A 3,575-nucleotide genomic window follows, 5' to 3' on the forward strand; every position below is an offset into this window, starting at 1 on the left:
CTTCATTTGTACGCGGCATTGTTCTGTCCGTTATATACTTTATTGCAAGTATAGCTGGGACAATGAACATGCTGCCTTTATTGCAAGCAGAAGCAGGCGGTAAGGGCATGCTTATATTTCTTATGGTGTTCCAGATTGGTGTTACCTTCTTCATGGCAGTAGCGCTCTACTTCTCCTTGGTCGGCGGTGACGGACTTATGCGTCAGGTTGGACTGAATGCATGGCCGCGTGCGAAAGAGCCGGGCTACGGGCTGTATGTGCTTCGCAGTATGTATGTTGGCTACTTGTGGGCCTTTATTTTACTCGGGGTACAATCCATCTTATTCTTTATACTGGAGCGCACATTTAATACATTCTCCACAACAGATGCCACGCAATCCCCTTACAATATGGCTTATCCATGGTTACTGCCGATTATGGCCTGGATGGCAGGTATTGGAGAAGAGACTGTCTACCGTCTGTTTGGTATTCCGATGGTCAAAAAAATAGTGAAAAACACTTTTGTTGCTTGTCTGATCACCACGCTGATTTGGGCACTGGGACATACACTTTATCCAATCTATCCGGTGATTTCCAGACCTATTGAGCTGACTTTTCTTGGCTTGCTGTTCAGTTTTGTGTTCCTGCGTTACGGTTTTATTGCCGCCATGTTCAGCCACGTTATTTTTGACAGCATTCTAATGGGGCTTAGTGTAATGAGTCTGGGAGACACTGTGAATGTGAGCGCTGGTCTATTCTGGATCTTACTTCCAGCCATTGTGGGTTACATCATTTATTGGTTTAGTCCTAAAAAGCCAAATCGAATTATGTTTGAACCTATTAAAAAAGAGGAGCCGTATTCTACGACTCCTCCTCCCGAAGGGCAGCTATAATCTGACGCGCAAGCTTATCCCCAATAGAGAGAGGCCGGAATTCTTCAACGCTGGCCTCTCTTATTTTTTTGAGTGATCCAAAATGCTTGAGCAGTAACTTACGCCGTTTCTCGCCGATGCCTGGAATAGAGTCCAACCGAGAAGTCACCATAGATTTGCCGCGTTGCTCGCGGTGGAACGTGATGGCAAAACGGTGAACCTCGTCCTGAATCCGTTGCAGCAGATAAAATTCTTCGCTATTGCGTGCAAGTGTCACGGCCTCAGAGGACTCTCCCACTAATAGTTGGGAAGTTCTATGTTTGGCATCCTTCACCAGACCACACACAGGAATGAACAAACCCAGCTCATTTTGCAGTACATCGGTCGCCGCCTTAATTTGTCCACGTCCACCATCCACAACGATCAAGTCGGGACGTTCCAGATTTTCCTTAAGCACACGTTCATATCTACGCCGAATAACCTCACGCATCGTTTCATAATCATCGGGTCCCTGCACAGAACGGATCTTATATTTTCGATACTCCTTCTTGGCAGGCTTGCCATCAATAAACACGATCATGGCGGAGACTGGATCGGAACCCTGGATGTTGGAGTTATCAAACGCCTCCACCCGGTGCAAGCTATCCAGCCCAATGGCACGTCCGAGATTGCTTGCAGCTTTGGATGTCCGTTCCTCATCCCGCTCGATCAGCTTAAACTTCTCATCCAAAGCAACACGTGCATTTTCCGTCGCCATGCCTGTCATTTGCTTTTTCAGTCCACGCTGCGGTACAAGTACCTTAACATCCAACCATTCAGCCAGAGCGAGAGCCGCCGTAGCTGGGTCCTCCAGTCCACCGGATAGTTGGGTTTCTGTTTCCTTTATCTCTGCATCTTGGTCACCAACTTGACCTTGATTCGTTGCTGCTGCATAAGCTGCTCGTTCTTCAGCCACCAGCAATGAGTCAGCAGAATGCTCTGTCTCCGTTTGTATCGCTTTGTCATCTGTCTGTCCGGTAGCATCGGCTGTAGGTGCACTGTGAAGTGCAGTTTCTGCCGCAACCGGTTGATCGACATTGACCTGTTCCGCCTGCATCATCTTAGGAGAATCCGGCAGCAATATTTCCTGCGGCACTGCTGGGTTGTCACTATAATATTGCGTCACATAGGACATAAAATCACTGTAAGCCTCACCGTAGAAAGGAAAAGTTGACATATGGCGCTCGATCATTTTACCTTTGCGGACATATAGGATCTGTACACACATCCAGCCCTTATCTACTGAAAAACCGAATACATCTCGATCTTTCGCATCCGATGTGGTGATTTTCTGCTTTTCCATCATCGCGTCGATGCTGATAATCTGATCTCGCAGCTCCTTGGCCCGCTCAAAATACAATTCCTCTGCGGCCTCCTGCATTTTACGCTGAAGATCCTTTTTAATTTCCTCATGTCCCCCGCTCAAAAAGGAACCAATCTCCTGACCAATCTGGTCATACGTTTCCTTCTCGACCTCTTTCACACAAGGCCCCAAACATTGATGCATGTGATAATACAGACACACTTCTTTTGGCATCACACCACACTTGCGTAACGGATACATACGATCCAGCAGCTTCTTCGTCTGATGTGCCGCGTAGGAATTGGGGTACGGTCCAAAATATTTTGCTTTATCTTTCAGAACGCGACGGGTCACCTCCAGCTTGGGGTGTGCCTCGTTCGTAATTTTCAAATACGGAAAGGTTTTATCATCCTTCAATAGCACGTTATAGCGCGGCTGGTACTTTTTAATGAGGTTGCACTCCAAAATGAGCGCCTCCATATTACTGCCTGTAACGATATATTCAAAATCACGGATATCGGAAACCAGTCGCTGCGTCTTGCCGTTATGGCTACCTGTAAAATAGGAACGGACCCGGTTTTTCAACACTTTGGCCTTGCCGACATAAATGATGGTGCCTTCGCTGTTCTTCATCAGGTAACAGCCTGATGCATCCGGCAGTAACGCTAATTTGTGCCGTATGTTTTCCAGCGCCTTCTCCTGATTCTGCAAGTCCTCCGCATAAGGTTTCATTCGCCCGGTTCCTCCTTCCATTCTTAATGACTGCTCAACTAACTACTTATAATATATAGGAATAATACACAAAAACGCCCCCGGTATTTACAACCGGAGGCATTGACCTTTCATGGCCGCTCCACCAAGCCCCCGCGGGAGCATGGGTCACATGCGATGATTATTGGTGTTTAGTAAGCATGCTTTTCAGCGCTTCTTTGGAGTTCAGACCTACCACTTTATCAACAGGCTGTCCGTCTTTGAAAACGATCAGGGTAGGAATACTCATCACGCCGAAACGGGAAGCAGACTCTGGATTTTCATCCACGTTCACCTTCGCGATTTTGACGCTGTCGCCAACTTCTGTGGACAGATCCTCCAGAATGGGAGCGATCATTTTGCAAGGACCGCACCATGGCGCCCAAAAATCAACCAAAACGGTTCCTGTGCCTTCGACTTCTGCGTTGAAGGATTGATCGGACACGTTAACAATTGCCATTGTATGTTCCTCCTTTATAGAAAAGTCAAGATTATTATAACCTGTAATGTCTGTTTCGACACCTTTTAATTATATCACAATAGTCTTTTAATTGTAAGATATCAAAATAGCAGACGGATAAACGCTTACCCCCGCTGATTTTTTCCCTTTACGGTAATGAAATCTACAAAAG

General features: G+C 46.7%; 3 protein-coding genes. 1 reads left to right on the forward strand and 2 read right to left on the reverse strand.

Features of this window, described 5'->3' with window-relative positions; genetic code table 11:
* A partial coding sequence (locus GRP75_RS21765; protein WP_160790334.1) for a CPBP family intramembrane glutamic endopeptidase occupies positions 1-872 on the forward strand: 872 nt, incomplete at its 5' end.
* On the opposite strand, the gene uvrC is transcribed toward GRP75_RS21765, so the two are convergent.
* Together uvrC and trxA are read right to left on the reverse strand one after the other, a co-directional pair.
* Positions 841-2,925 carry an excinuclease ABC subunit UvrC gene (gene uvrC / locus GRP75_RS21770; protein ID WP_160790335.1) on the reverse strand — a complete coding sequence of 695 codons (2,085 nt, stop codon included), beginning with the start codon at positions 2,923-2,925 and terminating at the stop codon, positions 841-843. The two genes, GRP75_RS21765 and uvrC, sit on opposite strands and share 32 nt — an antisense overlap.
* A gap of 160 nt (positions 2,926-3,085) precedes the next feature.
* The gene (gene trxA, locus GRP75_RS21775) at positions 3,086-3,403 is read right to left on the reverse strand and encodes a thioredoxin (RefSeq protein WP_010347861.1); all 318 of its coding nucleotides are present in this window, start codon (positions 3,401-3,403) and stop codon (positions 3,086-3,088) included.
* Positions 3,404-3,575: the final 172 nt, after the last annotated feature.

The sequence above is a fragment of the Paenibacillus sp. OT2-17 genome (assembly GCF_009827695.1).
In the GTDB taxonomy this organism is placed as follows: domain Bacteria; phylum Bacillota; class Bacilli; order Paenibacillales; family Paenibacillaceae; genus Paenibacillus; species Paenibacillus polymyxa_B.

What these genes read in the sequence shown, in the direction of transcription:
- uvrC (WP_160790335.1), bottom strand. Translation starts at nt 2,925, where the DNA reads ATGAAACCTTATGCGGAGGACTTGCAGAATCAGGAGAAGGCGCTGGAA.
- trxA (WP_010347861.1), bottom strand. Translation starts at nt 3,403, where the DNA reads ATGGCAATTGTTAACGTGTCCGATCAATCCTTCAACGCAGAAGTCGAA.